The following is a 15,795-nucleotide window of genomic DNA, read 5'->3' as shown; positions in this document are numbered from 1 at the left end:
TTGACACAAGATGTCGGGCAGCGGAAGGAGTGGCGATGACGGATCTGTCGGACCTGCGGACCTGGTTGAACGAGACCCTGCCCGAGGTAGCACGGCGGCACGGCGTGCCCGGTGCGGCCGTCGGAGTGCTCACCGACGACCAGGTCGCCGAGGCGGCGACGGGCGAGCTCAATCTGCGCACCGGTGTTCCGGCCACCACGGACTCGCTGTTCCAGATCGGTTCGGTGACCAAGCTGTGGACGAGCACACTGGTGATGCAGCTGGTCGAGGAAGGAATGATCGAGCTCGACGCCCCGGTCACGCGTTACCTGCCCGACTTCCGACTCGCCGAAGAGGGGGTGGGCGCGGACATCACCGTCCGGCAACTGCTTACCCACACCTCGGGCATCTACGGCGACGCCTTCGTGCCCACCACCCGTGACGAGGACGCGGTGCGGCGCTACGTCGAGGACGTCGTGCCCACGCTCCCCCAGGACATCCCTTCCGGCGAAGGCATGTCCTACTCCAACTCCGGCTTCGCCGTTCTCGGCAGGATCGCCGAAGCGGTGCGTGTCAAGCCCTTCCAGCGGCTGCTGCGCGAGTACATCGGCATGCCGCTCGACCTGCGGCACTGGGCGGTCACGCCGGAGGAGGCGTTGCTGCACCGAACGGCCGTGGGACACGTGCCCGGCCGGGACGGAAGTCCTGAACCGGCCCCGTTCTGGAACCTGCCCGCCTCCCTCGCGCCCGCGGGCACCGTGCTGGCGATGGCTCCCCGCGAGCTGTTGGCCTTCGCCGGGGCGTATCTCGACGGTGGCGGGAAGTTGCTCGATCCGGCGACGGTCGAACGGATGTGGCGCCCACACGTCCCGGTCCCGGATATCGGCATGCTCGGTGGTCACTTCGGACTCGGCTGGATGATCTTCGACTGGGACGGGCAACGGGTCGTCGGGCACGACGGCGGCACCTACGGACAGAGTTGTAGCCTGCGCGTGCTTCCCGAGGCCGGTATCGCTCTCGTCTCGCACGCCAACGGCGGGGAGAACGCCGCCTTCCACCGTGAGGTCGTCGCGCGGATCGCCGACCGGCTCGTCGGGCTTCGGCCACCCGAGCTGCCCACCCCGCCGGAACACCCCGAGGAAGTCGACCCCACCCGGTTCGCGGGTCGGTTCGACTCCTCGACGATGTCCCTAGAGGTGACCGTGCGGCCGGACGGCTCGGCCGTGGCGCGCTCGGAGGCGCTCACCGCCGAGGCCCGGCAGCTGCAACCCGAGCCGAGAGTGACCGAGCTCGTCCGGTTGGACGACGCTCGTCTGATCGCCACCGATCGGCTCTTCGGGGCACACGAGGTTCTCGCGTTCTCCGGTGGCGGCCCCGGTAGTCCCGCTACCCACCTGTTCCACGCCGGCAGGCTCACGAGGCGCACGGCATGAGCGGATCGCTGCGGCAACGGCAGAAGGACGACCGTCGACTGCGGATGATCCACGCCGCGCTCGAGCTGTTCGACGAGTACGGCTTCTCGGAAGTCGGCGTGGCCGACATCGCCGGACGGATCGGGATGTCCTACCGGACCATCTACCGCTACTTCCCGAGCAAGGAGGACGTGCTGCTCGGGCTGGTGATCGAGGGCAACCACGCGTTCCTCGAACGGGTCGACGAACGCCTCGGTGAGGGACCCCTGCTCGTCACGTTCGCCGACGCCATGACCGAGGTGCTCGAGGAACTGTCCGAGCGGGTGGGCGAGGACGCCATCCGCAGGATGAGCGAGCAGATCGACCGGGTGGAGTCGGTCCGCGCCCGTGCGTTGCTGCACAGCGCCGACATGCGGGACCGGCTGGCCGCCTCGGTCGAGCGGCATCCCGCGTACGCCCCGGAGCGGGTTTCCGAGATCCACCTGGCCGTCGAGGTTTTCGGGGCCGTCTCCGCCGAAGCGCAGCGCAGGTGGCGTTCCGCTCTGCCGGGCAGGGGCTCGCTGGCCGGTGAGTTCCGCGCCGTGATGGCGGAACTGCCCGCGGTGGTCCCGAGTTCGCCCGAGACCTCCGCCTGAGCACCGGGGGCGAGCGGGCCGTGGTGGAGCGCGTACCCGGGTAAGCGATTCGGCGGCGTGTGCGGCGGGGCGGATATGTGGTGCGTACGGCGGCGGAGCAGGGCCGACCAGCATCTCTCCGTTTTCATCGAGCGATACCGCGATGCGCCTCGTGATCGTGCCCGGCCATCGTGCGGGAGATGCCCCGTGCCGCCGCCCGCAGGGTGGGCACGTGCATCCGTGCCTGTTCGTCGTTGGGCGCGATCACCGACAGTGCCGCGACGACGGTGTGGTTCGGGTCCCGTAGCGGCACAGCCACACCCGTGGCACGGGTGTCGATGAAACCGTGGCACAACGCGATCCCGCTTCGGCGTACTTCGGCCAGCATCGCCCGGAGCTCGCCCGGATCCACGACCGTCGCCGGGGTGTAGGCGTGCGGTGGTCCCACGAGGCCAGTTCCCACAGCCGCACGCCGACCCGGATCCTCCGGTCGTCGTCGCGGTGCGGCCAGCCGTGGCCGACGAGCTCCTCGACCAGGCGCGAGGCTGTGGCGATGTGCGGATCGGCCCGGCGCGCGATCGCGGAGACACGCGGCGCGGGGGTGTCCGCGCCGAACGGCTCGACGATACGTACCACGCGCGAGAGCACGGACTCTCCGGGAGAACCGACCACGACGACAGTCTCGCCGCCATCTCCTCGCCTTGTCGAGTGAGCTCGACGGTTCGCTCGTCACCCACGCCTGGTCGGTCCCGGTGGCTGCTTCTCGCCGCGTTCAACCGTTGGAACCGTATCGCGCTTTCCCGACGCCTCGGACGCCGTCGATGGGCGGGTGAAATGACGCGCGCCGGGTGCCATCGCCGCCAACGCCGGTGCCGCGAAACACGCCGCCGCACACACCACCAGCACCCAGAAGTTCCCGACGAGTGTCACCGCGGGTGCGATCAGCGCCAGTCCCAGTGGTGCCAGTCCGTAGGAGACCAGGAAGTCCAGGGAGGACACACGAGCCAGCTTGTCCGGTGCCACCTCACGCTGGGTCGCGGTGAACCACGGGACGTTGAACAGCTCGATCCCGATTCCCGCCAGCACGTAGCCCGCGACCAGTACTGCCGCGGGAAGCGGCAGCAGCAGCCCCAGTGGAGCGAAGCCGTAACCGGCCAATCCCGCCAGTGCCCAGAACCCCTGCGAACGGGGTCGCCACCGCGTGACGAGCAGTGCCCCGAGCAGTGCTCCCGCCGTGTAAGCGGTCAGCGCGGCGGCCAGGACCGTCTCGGTGCCGTAGCGCTCACGACTGATCAACGGCAGAACGACCCCGGTGGCGGAGTAACCGGTGGTGATGACGGTGGCCAACGCGGCCAGTCCGGCCAGGAACCAGGGATGCCCGCGCGCCTCGCGCAGTCCCTCGGTGAACTCGGAGACGAACGGTATGCCGCCCTGGCGCGAGGGGCCTCCGGCATTCCTGCGTCCGGCGGGAGGCAACCACGCCGCCACCAACCAGAGGCCACCAGTGAGCAACAGTAGTGTGCCGGTGTCGACGGCGGTGGCCGCCAGCGCGGTCAGACCGGGCGCGACCAGCGTCGTCACCCTCACCGACAAGGTCCGCGCGGCGTTGGCCCGCTGCAGTCGTGCCGAGTCGACGACCTCGGCGGTCAGGGCCTGAAACGCGGGCCTGCACGCCCCTTGCCCCGCTCCCACCACGGCCGCCGCCGTTGCCATCAGTGGTTGCGAGGTCCCCAACCCGATCGGGATGACGAACGTGGCCGTGGCAGCGGTGAGTCCCGACAACGCCACGACCCTTCGACTGGTGTAGCGGTCGGCCAGCACGCCGCCGATGGGCACGGCGAGCAGGAAGCCCGCTGTGCGCGTCGCGAGCAGTACACCGAGCATCACGGCGCTGATGCTCCCGTCGAGCACGGCCAGGCCGAGCACGAACGGCAGCGCCCACGTGGCGAGTCCGGAAGCGGTCGTTCCGGCCCACAACCGCAGGAAGTGCGGCTCACGAAGCAGCGGCCGTCCTGGCCGGGTTTCCTCGGGTTGCCTCTGGGCGGATGTCACTGGATCGACTCCCGTCACACGCGCCTACGGCGGCCGCACACGGGAGGACGTCCCCGATCGGCCACTTCGGAGAGCACCGAAGGTAGCGGAAAGCGTCTTCGCTGTGACTGTTCTCCCAATGAACATCAACCGTAGACGAAAATGATTACCGTTTTCTATTATGCATCCTAAGCGACCCCGAAAACCGACCTCGACCCCCCGCACTCGCCCGCACGAAGCTTCGAAGACGGAGCGCACCCAGTGACCACATCGGATACCCAGTCCACAGCGGATAGGCAGTACACGTCGGATGCCCAGCCGACATCGGACGCGCAGCCGGTCCGCCCGGCGAGCCGCCGGGAAAAGAGCCTGCTCACGACGGTCCTGCCGTTGGTGGTGGTGCTGGCGATCTCGATCCTGGTCGGCATCACCCTCGGTCCGGCTCCCGTGCCGCTGCCCGAGACCGTGCGCTACCTCGCCGCCGCAGTCACCGGAGGAACGATCGACGCGGCCGACGCGAGCGGGTATTCGATCATCTGGCAGGTGCGCACTCCGCGAGTGCTGCTCGCGGCGGTGGTGGGAGCCGGCCTCAGCGTCGTCGGCGTGGCGATCCAGGCCACCGTGCGCAACGCGCTCGCCGACCCCTTCATCCTCGGGGTCTCCTCCGGAGCCTCGGTCGGTGCCAGCGCCGTGGTCTCGTTCGGACTGTTCGCCGGCCTGGGGGTCTACGCGCTGTCCACCGCCGCACTGCTGGGGGCGCTGGGTGCTTCGGCCCTCGTTTACCTCGCCGCGCGTGGTAAGTCCGGGCTCACTCCGCTTCGCCTCGTACTCACGGGCGTCGCCCTCGCCTACGGATTCCAGTCGATGATGAGCGCGATCGTCTTCTTCGCCCCATTCAGCGACTCCGCCCGTACGGTGCTGTTCTGGCTGATGGGCAGTTTGGGCAGTGCCACCTGGTCCGGTCTCCCACTGGCCGCCGCCACCGTCGTCCTCGCCACGGTGCTGCTGTTGTGGAACTCCCGCGCGCTCGACGTGCTGGCCCTCGGTGACGAGACGGCCGCGGGACTGGGCATGGACGCCACCGCCGTGCGCAAAAAGCTCTTCCTGCTCACGGCGATCGTGACCGGATGCCTGGTCGCGGTCAGCGGTGCGGTCGGCTTCGTGGGGCTCGTCATCCCCCACCTCGTGCGGCTGCTGGTCGGTGCCAACCACCGCCGAGTGCTGACCATCGCGCCGCTGATCGGTGCGATCTTCCTCGTCTGGGTGGACCTCGCCTCGCGGACGCTGTTCGCGCCACGGGAACTGCCGCTCGGCGTGATCACGGCGCTGATCGGGGTTCCGGTGTTCATCGTTCTGCTGCGACGCCGCGGCTACCTGTTCGGAGGTCGGTGAATGTCGATCACACTCGACGGCCTGTCGGTGCACCTCGCGGGAACCGAGCTCGTCCGCGATCTGAACGTCGAAACGGCGGAAGGGGAAGTCCTCGGACTCGTCGGACCGAACGGCAGCGGCAAGTCCACCGCGCTGCGCTGCGTCTACCGGGCGCTGCGGCCGAGCAGGGGAGCGGTGCTGCTCGACGGTGCCGATATCTCCACCCTCGCACCGCGCGAGTCAGCCCGGCACATCGCCGCTGTTCCGCAGGAGAGCAGCAACGATCTCGACTTCACCGTCACCGAGATCGTCGAACTCGGCAGGTTTCCGCACCACCGCGGGAACCAGCCGCTGACCACCGAGGAACGCGCCGTCCGCGACGAGGCGATGCGTCGTGCCGACGTCGTGCACCTCGCCGACCGCGGTGTGCTGTCGCTGTCCGGTGGGGAACGCCAGCGGGTGCTGCTCGCCAGGGCCTTCGCGCAGCAACCCCGCGTGCTGGTCCTCGACGAGCCGACCAACCACCTCGACATACACCACCAGATCCAGTTGCTTCGCCAGCTGCGCACGGACTCGACCACCGTGCTGATCGCCATGCACGACCTCAACCTCGCGGCCGCCACCTGCGACCGGCTCGCCGTGCTCGCCAACGGGACGGTGCTGCACATCGGTACGCCCGCCGAAGTGCTCACCCCCGAGCTGATCAACGAGGCGTTCGGCGTCACCCCCTCGATCGTCCGTCATCCGCGCACCGGAATCCCCCAGCTGCACTACGACATCTGATCACCGTTGTGAACAGGAGAGATATCCGCAATGACCTCACGCGTCGCCGTCACGCTTCTGCTGACCACCTCGTTACTGGCAACCGGCTGCGGAGCCAACGTCGCGCCCGCCTCGAACGGTGAATCCGGCACGGTCACCATCGACAACTGCGGGCGCACGATCGAATACCCCGAACCGGAACGCCCGGTCGCCTACGACATGAGCAGCACCGAGAAGATGTTCGCCCTCGGGCTGGCCGACCGCATGCGGGGCATCGTCATGCCCAGCACCGCCGACCCGTCGGTGAAACGCTCCCCGTGGCGGGAGGACTATCGCTCCGTCGAAACGCTCAGCACCGATGTGCTCAGCCTCGAGGTCGTCCTCGACGCGGAGGCGGACTGGGTCCTCGCCGGTTGGGAGTCCGGTTTCAGCCAGGCCCGGGGCATCACTCCGAGCGAACTCGACTCCCTCGGCATACGCAGCTACCAGCACACCGAGAGCTGCTTCAACTACGGATCGGATCCGGTTCGCGTGCCACCGCTGGAGGCCCTCTACACCGATCTGCGACAGATCGGGAAGATCTTCCGCATCGAGGATCGCGCGCAACGCGTGGTCTCGGACCTGAAGCGACGCGCCCGAGCTCTTCGCGAGGAACGAGCACAAGGCACTCCACCCAGGGTGTTCATCTACGACTCCGGAACCGACAAACCCTTCACCTCCGGTGCTCAGGCAGCACCCAACGCCATCGTCTCGTTGGCGGGCGGGCGCAACATCACGCACGACCTCGACAAGCGCTGGACCACGATCGGGTGGGAATCGGTCGTGCAGGCGAATCCCGAAGTGATCACCGTCGTCGACTACGGGGACAAACCCGTCGAGGACAAGATCGCGTTCCTGAAGTCGTTCCCCCCGTTGGCGCAAACGCCCGCGATCAAGAACGACCGCTTTCACGTCATCGACTACGGAGCCGCCGTCAGCGGCCCCCGCAACATCGCCGCCGCCGAGAAGTTCGCCGACTACCTGCGCTCCATCAGGCGCTAGCCCACGAGCCGGCTCTCACCGTCTGTCCCTCCGATTCAGGAAAAGACATCACCATGGCCGAAACAGCGACCCTTGACGCCCTGTTCACCGAGGTGCTCGGTGGTTCCGGGTCACCGCGCCCGAGCGAACTGATCGCCACCAGCGTGTTCTGGATCCAGCACGGCACTCGGCTGGCGGGCTCGACCACCGTCTACCGCAACCGCTACGTCCTCGTCCGGGTCGGGCAGTCGTACGGGGCCTGCGCCTTCGAAGCGGGCGAGCTCGATCCGGACACTTGTTCCGGGGCCTCGGGCAGCGATCTCGCGACCCTGTTCCGTGCCGCACCGCTCCCACTTCGTATCGCCGCGCTCGACGCATATCTCACCGAGACCGAGCACCACCGCGACCGTCCCGACGCGGAAGCCGTCACCCTACCCGCGGGCACTCCCGAGCAACGGGCCCGAAGCCGGGACGAAGCGATCGCGGGGCTCCTCGAACTCGCACCGGGGAGCAAGGTGGCGCTCATCGGTGTCGTCACCCCGCTCGTCGCGGCGCTGCGGGAACGGGGGTGCGCCTGTCTGCCCTGTGACTACAACCTCGACACCACCGCTGACGGTGGAGTGGTCACCTCGGTCATGAGCGAAGTGCTCGAACCCGCCGACGCCGTCGTGGCGACCGGCATGACACTGGGCAACGGGACTTTCGACGGAATTCTGCGCCACTGCGAGAAGCGGAACGTGCCGTTGATCGTCTACGCCCAGTCGGGTTCCGCGGTCGTGAGAGCCTTTCTCGGTTCCGGCGTCACCGCACTGTCCGCCGAACCCTTCCCGTTCTCCCAGTTCGACTCGAACCCCACCACCCTGTACCGCTACCGCGCGGCCCACTCGTCATGAACGCACCCACCGACCGGAAAACTCCCCCGACCACCGGGACGGGGCAATCCAGCTGCCATCACGGTGAAATCCTGCAAGGAGCCTTCCTCGATGACCGAGGAGCGGCCTGTCGGGCTCTGGTGACCATGCCACTGGCCGGCCCCCGTAGCAGGGCCGTCTTCGTGCCCGACCCCGACACGACCGCGGACAGCGTGGTCATCAGCCCGAACGACCGAAGTAAGGCGCGACGAGCGGCGATCCTGACCTGCGAACTCTGTGGCAGCACCACGGCACGAACTCCGTGTGGCGGACAACTGTTCCTCAGCAGCGAGGTTCCCGACGGTCTCGGGATGGGGTCGTCGAGTGCCGACGTGCTGGCCGCGATCCGCGCCGTCGTGGATGCCTACGGTGTGCACCTTCCCGCCGAGACCGTGTCGACAATCGCGGTGTCGGCCGAACGCGCCAGTGATCCGCTGATGTTCGACGACAGGGCCCTGCTGTTCGCGCAACGGGAGGGGCGGGTCCTCGAGGATCTCGGCGACCGGCTTCCCCCGGCGGTGGTGGTGGGATGCCTCACCGAAGGCGCCACCGGTGTCGACACCCTGGAGTTGGGTACCCACCACATCCGTGACCGGGACGTGCGGGTCGGTGAACGACTGCGCGCACTGCTGCGCCGAGCCGTGGCCCGGTCCGACGTCGCCCTACTCGGCAGGGTCAGCACCGAGAGCGCCCGGTACAACCAGCGCATCCTCGACAAGAGCCAACTGGACTCACTCGCGGAGATCGCCGAACGGGTCGGCGCCGTCGGCCTGCAGATCGCCCACAGCGGCAATGTCGCGGGTCTGCTCTTCGACCCGAACCAGCCCGGTACGGGAGACCGGATCCGGGCATGCCTGTTCGAACTGGACCGCAACGACATTCCCAGCACGCGAGTGTTCAGCACTCGGCCTCGTTCCCGAAACGGTGATGGTGATCATGGACGAGCACATCGCGGACGCAGTCGCACGCCCCGATCTGATCCGGCTCGACAGGGGACTCGTATGCCTTCGATTTGAGACGATGAAAGTCGTCTCCGCCCTGACGGCGGTCGAGCGATTGCTCGAACAGGGGCGTGTGCGTCCCGGGGACACCCTGCTGGACAGTTCGAGCGGTATCTACGCCTACGCGCTCGCGCTCGCCTGCCACAGGTACGGACTCGGGTGCCACATCGTCGGCTCGACGACCATCGATTCCACGCTGTACAACCAACTCGTCCTGCTGGGCTGCCGTCTGGAGCAGGTCGAACCGTCGGCGGATCTCAAACTCGACCAGAGTCTGCGGGTGCGTCGCGTGCGACAACTGCTGGACGAGAACACGCACTACCACTGGATGCGGCAGTACCACGACGACATTCACTGTCTCGGTTATCGCCCGATCGCGGATCGTATCCGCACCGAACTGGACGGTGAAGCACTCACGATCGTCGGCGGCGTCGGTTCCGGCGCCTCCACGGGGGCGCTGGCCAGGTATCTCCGCGGGACCGGAACGGATGTCGGACTGGTGGGTGTTCAACCGTTCGGCAGCATCACTTTCGGCGCCGAACACGTCTCCGACAGCGAGATGATCATCGCCGGGATCGGCAGTTCCATCCCGTTCGGCAACGTCGAGCACACCGCCTACGACACACTGCACTGGATCTCCTTCGACACCGCGCTGTCGGCGAGCACGGACCTGCTGCGCAGGCACGCCGTGTTCGCGGGGTTGTCCAGCGGCGCGGCGTACCTGGCAGCACGCTGGGAGCGGTACTTCCGGTCGTCGGGGCCGGTGCTGTTCATCGCCGCCGACACCGGGCACCGCTACAACGAGGCGGTGTTCTCCCGGGCCGAGTCGGCGAGGGACATCGCCGAGCTCGCACCGCATTCGGCGGTCGACACCACGGAGCTCAAGATGCCCTGGTCGCGGATGTGCTGGGGCCGTGCGGAAGGGCCGCCCAACGCGCGCGTCGATGGGGTTTTCATCCCGTGACGCCCCCCGAGACGACCGAGATGATCGTGATGACCGGAGCGAGCAGGACGACAGCGACGACGACTGATCCGGTCAGCGTGGCTGTTCGGCCGGTGTGACAAGGCCTCGCCGGAGCGTCGTCACGGCGCTCCGACGAGGCCTCCGGGCAGTAGCCCGCCGCTGTGTCCCGCGATGGGGCCGCGACCGTAGCTCGCCACTCACCCGGCCGTTGATTCAGTACAGCGTGCTCATCGCCTCGCGGGTGAACGGGACGAGTTCCGTCTCCCGGCCGTCGAGCACCTTCCGGCTCCACTCCGGATCGGCCAGCAGGGCGCGGCCGACCGCGACGAGGTCGAACTCCTCGCGCTCCAACCGTTCTGCCAGCCCTTCGACGCTGGCCACGTTGGTGCCCGCGCCCTCGCCGAGGGTGGCGGGGTCGAACACCGCGTCCAACCCGACCGAGCCGACGGTGATGACCGGCTTGCCGGTGAGCTTGCGGGCCCAGCCGCCGATGTTGAGGTCCGGGTCGGATTCCGGGAACTCGGGTTCCCAGTAGCGGCGTCCGGAGGCGTGGAAGGCGTCGAGCCCGGCCTCGCTCAGCGGGGCGAGTATCCGCTGCAGCTCGTCCGGGGTCTCGGCGAGTTTGGCGTCGTAGTTGTCGGCCTTCCACTGCGAGAACCGCAGCACCACGGGGAAGTCCGCCGATACCCGCTCACGCACGGCAGCGACAATGTCGGCGGCGAACCTGGTGCGCTCCACCGGGGAACCGCCGTAGGCGTCGGTACGTCGGTTGGTGCGTTCCCAGAGGAACTGGTCGATCAGGTAACCGTGCGCTCCGTGCAGCTCCACGCCGTCGAAGCCGATGCGCTCGGCCTGTCCTGCTGCTTCGGCGAAGGCCTCGACGAGCCGTTCGATGTCGGCGAGGGAGAGATCCTCGCCCGCCTGCCGGGTGCCGTCCAGCGCGATACCGGAGGGGCCGACCGAGGGCGCTTCGGGAACCGGTGGCTTGCCCGCCCTGCGCTGGATGCCGACGTGCCACAGCTGCGGCATGATCTTTCCACCCTGTTCGTGCACCGCTGTGACGACGTCGCGCCAGCCCGCCAAGGGGCCCTCCTCGTGAAACCGCGGCACGTTCTTGCCGTCCCCGGCCGAGGGGTCGTCGATGTAGGTGCCCTCGGTGATGATCAGACCGGTTCCCGCGGCGGCACGCCGCGCGTAGTAGGCGGCCACGTTCTCGTCGGGAATCCCGTCGGGTGACTGACCACGGGTCATCGGTGCCATGACCAACCGGTTCGGCAGCTCCATCGATCCGAGAGCGAACGGACGGGCGAGTGCCTGCGCTGCGCGAGCGGACATGCGATCTTCCTCCTGCTCTACATGAAAAGTGTTCTTCACAAAGATACACTTTCTGGTGTGAGGGACCTCGGTGGCGTTGCTAACCTGGGGTGTCGATCGCTGGGAGCGCTCGGCCGAGGTCGACGGAGGGAGGTGTTGCCCGCGTGCTGGACATCAGGTTTTCCAGCTCACTGATGGCGATGTTGCTGCTCGCCGTCGCCGACGAGGAGGGGGATCCGACCCTGAGCTCCGCCCAGCTCGCCGAGCGGATGGACACCAACGCGAGCCTGGTTCGCAAGCTGCTCCTCCCGCTGACCCGTTCCGAACTCGTCGTCTGCACCAAGGGGCGCACGGGGGGAGCCCGGTTGGCGCGGGCCGCCGAGGAGATCACCCTGGCCGAGATCTACCGCTGCTCGACCGGCGACAAACCGCTCTGGAACTGCCGCACGGGCGGTGAGCACGACTGCCGGGGCGCCGCGAACGCGCAGGCCTACTTCGCCGAGCTGACCGAGGACGTGGAGCGGGCCGTGCTCGACGCGCTCGGTGATCGCACGCTCGCCGACGGGGTGCGCGAGATGCGACGTCTCGACCGGGAGCCGACGCGGGAATAGCTCGTCGGAGTTCTCCGGCAGGGTTGTGGGGCTGCTCGCCTGGCGGAACCTCCCGCACGGCTCGCCGGTCCCGGGTGCTCGACCTCGATCGGCCGTCCGCACGACCTCGTTCCGTCGCCGGGAGAGTTCTAGCGGAACCAGGCGCGGACCCCGAGCTCGCCGGTACTGCCGAGGTTGATGGTGATCTCGTCGCGTTCCTGCTCTGGCGAGTTCCGTTCCCGGCCCACCGGCACCACTGACTGCCAGGGGCGGTCCCGCGCCGGAGCGATCTTCAGGTACTCGCCGACCTGCGGGGCGTTCATGCTCGCGTGGGTGTTGCGCCACATCAGCTGGGCCTCGGCGTGCTCGCCCGGTCGCACCGTGATCGCTTCCGGCGGCGTGTCGAAGCCGTCGACGGTCGCGATGTCCGCCGATCCCCGCTCGACACGGACGTCCAACGCTCGCCGCTGCTCGTCCAGCACGCGCACACGCGGGTAGCCGTTCAGCCTGTAGGGCCGGTCACCGCAGTTGGCCAGTTCGACGTGCATCAGCCGCAGGCCCATCGCCACTTCCACCAGGTCGGTCGTGAGACGCACACCCGCTTCCGGGCAGTCCGATGCCGACGAGTTCGTAGGTGCGCTCGAAGGTGAGGATGCTCTCCCGTCGTTCGCTGATCCCACACCCGTTCCGGCGGAATCCTCGACGGCCGAGGTGGTGGAGGTGAACGCGGCCGACGAGGGCTCCGACGTTTCCTCGGCGGGTTGTGTCGGATGCGCGACGCAACCGGTCATGACGACGGCCATGACGAGCGGGAACAGCGTCACGATCCACCGGGGGCTCATGATGGTCATGATCGCACGGCTCGATGCCGGTGGCTGTCGAGCGGTGTGCCGGTGATGACCACGGTGGCAGCGGCAGGCGCAGCGAGATCTCCGGTGGTGCTCCCGCGCGGGTTCGGCCGCGGTTCCGGGAGCTACGGCAGGATTCCGACGGCGCCGTAGACGTTGCCGCGCTGAGCCTCCTGCTCGGTGACGTGCCGGTCGGGGCGCCACAGCGACGCGGGCACCACTCCCGGGGTCAGCAGTTCGTAGCCGGGCAGCAGCGCGGCGACCTCCTCGCTGGTGCGCAGGTACAGATTCGGCGTGGAGGTGTCGGCCAGCAGGGAACGCAGCGCCGCCACCTCCTCGTCGGTACGGCTGAGCTGGGCGTTGTTGGACAGCGCCAGCGCGCTGCCGGACGTGCACGCCTCGCGGTAGCGGGACACCAGTCCCGCCCCGTCGGTGGTGGGAAGAATGTCCAGGATCCCGAACGCCAGCACCGCGATCGGGCGGGCAAAGTCCAACAGTCCGGCCACTCCGACAGCGTTGAGCACGGTCTCGGGCTCGCACACGTCCGCCTCGGTCACCGTCACCCGGTGCTCGTCGGCGCCGAGCAGCTGGCGCGCGTGGTGACAGGCGACGGGTTCCCAGTCCACGTAGGCCACGCGTGCTGACGGCTCGTGCTGGTGGGCGATCTCGTGCACATTGCCCACCGTCGGCACACCGGAACCGAGATCGAGGAACTGGTCGATCCCGTGCTCGGTGATCAGGTGGCGGACCGCGCGGCCCAGAAACGCGCGGTTGGCCCAGCAGTAGTCCCGTTCCGTGGGCACGAGCCGCAGCGCTTGTTCGGCCACGGTCCGGTCGATGGCGAAGTTCGCGGATCCACCGAGGTGGTAGTCGTACATCCTCGCGATGTTGGGCTGGTCGAGGTTCGCGCCCTCCACCTGGCCGGCCAAATCCGCATCGTGCGACATGCCGACAGCCTACCTCTCCGCACGGAGCGAAGATCAATATTGCTCCGAGTGCGAGGTGCGAGTTCATCCGACCGGCGAGTCGTCGCTCAACGCTCGCGCGTAACGCACTCCGGCCGCCAGCAGCACCAAGCCGGTGAGCAAGAACGCCACCACCCGCGCGAAACCGTCCAGAGTGGCCAGATCGAACAGGAACAGTTTGGTCAGCGCCACCGGAAGCAGCACCATGCCCGCGACACGGAGCGAAGGCAGCGTGATGCCGCGCAACAGCAACGCGATCGCGAGGACGACCCAGCTCAACGTGATCAATACGTGCCCGGTGAGGAACCCGGAACGGTCCTGCTGGAACAGCGACACCAGTGCCATCGTCGCGCTGGCCGTGCCATACAGCACCAGGATCCCGGACAGGATCCACAGGATCTTCGCCGAGGGTGGGCGGGACAGCACGCCGAGGCGCACCCCGGCGAGCGGAATCGCCACCGCGACCAGTGCGGTCAGCACGCCCACCAGAACCCCGGCGACACCCGCGGAACGCGACACCAGCACCAGCAGCCACGGTGGGATGTCGTGGTGCAGCGCCATGACAGTGCCGAGTGTCGCGTAGCTCAACGCCCCGAGCAGCACACCGGGGCCGCGCAGCCACAGCGCCCCGAGCGTCAACAGCAGTGCCTCGCAGAGCAGCGCCGTGGCCCAGGCCGAGGAGTCGAGCGAGATCATCGTTGCCTGCATCGCGGCCAACGCCGCGAGCCCGCCCGCCGCGGTGGTGAACTTCGCCGGGAGTCGATCACGCTGGTTCGGGAGGAGACGCCCGCTCGGAACGAATCGCAGGCCCCACAGGATCGTCAGCACCACCGCCACGCCCGCCGCGAGCGCGGCCGCGAACGGACGCTGCACCAGCGGTGTGGCCAGCAGGACCGGTATCGGTGCTGCCACCAACGCCGCGATCGCGGTGTTGTCGTCCGGACGAAGGACGGCGGTGAGCGTGGCCACCACGATCCCCAGCAACGAGGCGGTGCTCACCACGAGTACCACGGCGATGTGGTCGGTCGCGGTCAGCATCGCCCAGACGTCGGCGAGGATCGCGGCGATCACCACGGGCAACGCGGCGACCTGGGCCAGTTGCCGCCACCCGTGTCGGAGCTGCACCGGGGTCGCCGCCAGGTGCAACAACGCCAGAAAGCCGACCAGGGTCGTGTTCGGCTCCCCGTTGATCAACGGCGCGCACACCGCGCACCCCACCACGACTCCCACGGCCACCGGCTGGGCACGCCACCGGTCGGACAACAGCAATCCGCCGCCCGCGATGACGAACCCCGCGGTGAGACCACCGAATAACGACAGGTAGTCGTACAGCACGGTGGCCGCGACCGTGTCCAGGTACAACACGGCGAACCCCGTAGCGGCCAGCGCGTAACTGCCGGACGTGCCACCGGGTCTGCCGCGTACTCGGAAAGCCGCCGCCAGCAGCACCGCTCCCAGACCGGCACCACCGAGCACGCGGCTGGCAGGGCCGAGCCAACCACGTTGGACCGCCAGCACCAGCAGGAAGACCACGCCGAGCAGCGTCACCGCCCCGCCTATCCAGGCCAGCAGCCTGCTCGGAGTCCAGCCGTGCCCCACGGAACGGGACTCCGGAGTTCGCCGCTTCCCGTCGTCGGTGATGACGGCCGCGGGTGGTACCGGTTGTGCGTGCCACGACGGATCGAACGGGGCGGGTTCGACGTTCGGCGGAGGTGGTGGGGCCTGCGGTGTCGAATCTCGCGGTGCCGAAGCGGACGGGTAGGGGATTCGCTGTTCCCCGGAATCATGTGTTGCGGGCCGGTTCCCCCGGAGATGTACGGCACCGGCGAGGACGTCGAGCCGTCGACTCATCTCGGCGAGTTCGGCGGCGACCGCTTCCAGCGTGGGGTGCTCCGGCTCGGACATGCCTCCAAAATGCTGTGCACGACACCGGGGAGGGAACAGTACGAATACTCAGATCTCCGGCCGTGTCCGTGAGTACCCGGCCGTCGCCCGGTGGTTTCCGCCTTCCCC

The 15,795-nt window shown here is 68.4% G+C and carries 15 protein-coding genes and 1 pseudogene; 10 read left to right on the top strand and 6 right to left on the bottom strand.

Annotated elements, in window-relative coordinates; all coding sequences use genetic code 11:
* The first annotated feature begins 35 nt into the window (after positions 1–35).
* Both BM394_RS01905 and BM394_RS01900 read left to right on the top strand, forming a co-directional pair.
* The gene (locus BM394_RS01905; RefSeq protein ID WP_092973069.1) at positions 36–1,412 is read left to right on the top strand and encodes a serine hydrolase domain-containing protein; all 1,377 of its coding nucleotides are present in this window, start codon (positions 36–38) and stop codon (positions 1,410–1,412) included.
* Positions 1,409–2,026 (top strand): TetR/AcrR family transcriptional regulator, encoded by a 618-nt coding sequence (locus BM394_RS01900; protein WP_092973067.1) that lies wholly within the window; start codon positions 1,409–1,411, stop codon positions 2,024–2,026. Before BM394_RS01905 ends, BM394_RS01900 begins: the two co-directional genes overlap by 4 nt.
* 124 nt (positions 2,027–2,150) lie before the next feature.
* Here the strand turns inward: BM394_RS01900 and BM394_RS23610 are convergent.
* Together BM394_RS23610 and BM394_RS01890 are read right to left on the bottom strand one after the other, a co-directional pair.
* Positions 2,151–2,677 (bottom strand): annotated as a pseudogene (locus BM394_RS23610) (IclR family transcriptional regulator domain-containing protein).
* 57 nt (positions 2,678–2,734) lie between these two features.
* On the bottom strand, positions 2,735–4,057 hold the full coding sequence (locus BM394_RS01890; RefSeq protein ID WP_245779915.1) for an MFS transporter: 1,323 nt from the start codon (positions 4,055–4,057) through the stop codon (positions 2,735–2,737).
* A 348-nt stretch (positions 4,058–4,405) separates the two neighbouring features.
* Between BM394_RS01890 and BM394_RS01885 the strand changes: the two genes are divergently transcribed.
* From BM394_RS01885 to BM394_RS01860, 6 genes are all read left to right on the top strand, one after another.
* Positions 4,406–5,428, top strand: a complete 1,023-nt coding sequence (locus tag BM394_RS01885; protein WP_092973668.1) for an iron chelate uptake ABC transporter family permease subunit — start codon at positions 4,406–4,408, stop codon at positions 5,426–5,428.
* On the top strand, positions 5,429–6,190 hold the full coding sequence (locus tag BM394_RS01880; RefSeq protein WP_092973065.1) for an ABC transporter ATP-binding protein: 762 nt from the start codon (positions 5,429–5,431) through the stop codon (positions 6,188–6,190).
* A gap of 30 nt (positions 6,191–6,220) precedes the next feature.
* Positions 6,221–7,210: an ABC transporter substrate-binding protein gene (locus BM394_RS01875; RefSeq protein WP_092973063.1), complete on the top strand. Its 990-nt coding sequence runs from the start codon at positions 6,221–6,223 to the stop codon at positions 7,208–7,210.
* Positions 7,211–7,263: 53 nt separating this feature from the next.
* The gene (locus tag BM394_RS01870) at positions 7,264–8,082 is read left to right on the top strand and encodes a Rossmann-like domain-containing protein (protein WP_092973061.1); all 819 of its coding nucleotides are present in this window, start codon (positions 7,264–7,266) and stop codon (positions 8,080–8,082) included.
* A gap of 125 nt (positions 8,083–8,207) precedes the next feature.
* Entirely contained in the window at positions 8,208–9,116 is a 909-nt protein-coding gene (locus tag BM394_RS01865) for a GHMP family kinase ATP-binding protein (RefSeq protein ID WP_207227312.1), read from the top strand.
* Complete coding sequence (locus BM394_RS01860; RefSeq protein ID WP_092973058.1) at positions 9,037–10,065, top strand: pyridoxal-phosphate dependent enzyme; 1,029 nt, start codon at positions 9,037–9,039, stop codon at positions 10,063–10,065. Before BM394_RS01865 ends, BM394_RS01860 begins: the two co-directional genes overlap by 80 nt.
* A 213-nt stretch (positions 10,066–10,278) precedes the next feature.
* Here the strand turns inward: BM394_RS01860 and BM394_RS01855 are convergent, their stop codons facing one another.
* Positions 10,279–11,400 carry an NADH:flavin oxidoreductase gene (locus tag BM394_RS01855; RefSeq protein WP_092973056.1) on the bottom strand — a complete coding sequence of 374 codons (1,122 nt, stop codon included), beginning with the start codon at positions 11,398–11,400 and terminating at the stop codon, positions 10,279–10,281.
* A 143-nt stretch (positions 11,401–11,543) separates the two neighbouring features.
* Here BM394_RS01855 and BM394_RS01850 point away from each other — a divergent pair, with 143 nt between their 5' ends.
* Entirely contained in the window at positions 11,544–11,990 is a 447-nt protein-coding gene (locus tag BM394_RS01850) for an RrF2 family transcriptional regulator (RefSeq protein WP_092973054.1), read from the top strand.
* 128 nt (positions 11,991–12,118) lie between these two features.
* Here the strand turns inward: BM394_RS01850 and BM394_RS01845 are convergent, their stop codons facing one another.
* Entirely contained in the window at positions 12,119–12,565 is a 447-nt protein-coding gene (locus BM394_RS01845; protein WP_092973666.1) for a DUF4232 domain-containing protein, read from the bottom strand.
* On the opposite strand from BM394_RS01845, the gene BM394_RS22235 reads away from it, so the two are divergent.
* Positions 12,555–12,866, top strand: a complete 312-nt coding sequence (locus BM394_RS22235; RefSeq protein WP_139235111.1) for a hypothetical protein — start codon at positions 12,555–12,557, stop codon at positions 12,864–12,866. The two genes, BM394_RS01845 and BM394_RS22235, sit on opposite strands and share 11 nt — an antisense overlap.
* Positions 12,867–12,942: 76 nt before the next feature.
* On the opposite strand, the gene BM394_RS01840 is transcribed toward BM394_RS22235, so the two are convergent.
* A complete protein-coding gene (locus BM394_RS01840) occupies positions 12,943–13,764 on the bottom strand; it encodes an SAM-dependent methyltransferase (protein WP_092973052.1) in 822 nt (273 codons plus the stop codon).
* A 63-nt stretch (positions 13,765–13,827) separates the two neighbouring features.
* Positions 13,828–15,687, bottom strand: a complete 1,860-nt coding sequence (locus BM394_RS01835; protein WP_092973050.1) for a DUF2339 domain-containing protein — start codon at positions 15,685–15,687, stop codon at positions 13,828–13,830.
* Between the last annotated feature and the right edge of the window lie 108 nt (positions 15,688–15,795).

The sequence above is a fragment of the Actinopolyspora lacussalsi subsp. righensis genome (genome assembly GCF_900116555.1).
GTDB lineage: Bacteria > Actinomycetota > Actinomycetes > Mycobacteriales > Pseudonocardiaceae > Actinopolyspora > Actinopolyspora lacussalsi.
This window is presented reverse-complemented; position numbering and strand designations above follow the sequence as displayed.

Excerpts from the sequence above, each read along its gene's own strand:
- BM394_RS01840 (WP_092973052.1), bottom strand. The coding sequence starts at position 13,764 with ATGTCGCACGATGCGGATTTGGCCGGCCAGGTGGAGGGCGCGAACCTC.
- BM394_RS01900 (WP_092973067.1), top strand. The coding sequence starts at position 1,409 with ATGAGCGGATCGCTGCGGCAACGGCAGAAGGACGACCGTCGACTGCGG.
- BM394_RS01835 (WP_092973050.1), bottom strand. The coding sequence starts at position 15,687 with ATGTCCGAGCCGGAGCACCCCACGCTGGAAGCGGTCGCCGCCGAACTC.
- BM394_RS01875 (WP_092973063.1), top strand. The coding sequence starts at position 6,221 with ATGACCTCACGCGTCGCCGTCACGCTTCTGCTGACCACCTCGTTACTG.
- BM394_RS01860 (WP_092973058.1), top strand. The coding sequence starts at position 9,037 with ATGGACGAGCACATCGCGGACGCAGTCGCACGCCCCGATCTGATCCGG.
- BM394_RS01880 (WP_092973065.1), top strand. The coding sequence starts at position 5,429 with ATGTCGATCACACTCGACGGCCTGTCGGTGCACCTCGCGGGAACCGAG.
- BM394_RS01855 (WP_092973056.1), bottom strand. The coding sequence starts at position 11,400 with ATGTCCGCTCGCGCAGCGCAGGCACTCGCCCGTCCGTTCGCTCTCGGA.
- BM394_RS01905 (WP_092973069.1), top strand. The coding sequence starts at position 36 with ATGACGGATCTGTCGGACCTGCGGACCTGGTTGAACGAGACCCTGCCC.
- BM394_RS01870 (WP_092973061.1), top strand. The coding sequence starts at position 7,264 with ATGGCCGAAACAGCGACCCTTGACGCCCTGTTCACCGAGGTGCTCGGT.
- BM394_RS01865 (WP_207227312.1), top strand. The coding sequence starts at position 8,208 with ATGCCACTGGCCGGCCCCCGTAGCAGGGCCGTCTTCGTGCCCGACCCC.